This is a genomic window from Peribacillus sp. SIMBA_075, assembly GCF_046534585.1.
The window spans coordinates 1-243 of record NZ_JAWRYN010001402.1 but is presented as its reverse complement, the minus strand read 5'-3'; the positions used below and the strand labels follow the sequence as shown (position 1 = coordinate 243).

1 pseudogene is annotated in these 243 nt (G+C 41.2%); it reads right to left on the bottom strand.

Annotated features, from left to right (window positions below):
* A pseudogene (locus SB775_RS32950) lies at positions 1–243 on the bottom strand (asparagine synthase (glutamine-hydrolyzing)); the annotation flags it as partial.

Genomic DNA, 243 nt, shown 5'->3' with positions numbered 1-243 from the left:
CACAGAATCATAGATTGCATCGCGCACTTCTTCTATTAATTTCTGTTCTTGTGTTTGTTCAGGCTTGAATTGAACCTTCCAGTAAGTCTTAAATTCTATCTCCTTGCCCGGGCGAAGTGTAAACTGATAACCCGGCTCCACCTTGTGCACCTTTTGATCAAGTGTATTTGGCTCAGGAACGAATTGGAAAGACATGTATTGCTGCAGAGAGGTCTCATCAAATAAAATGTTCTCATTTACAGC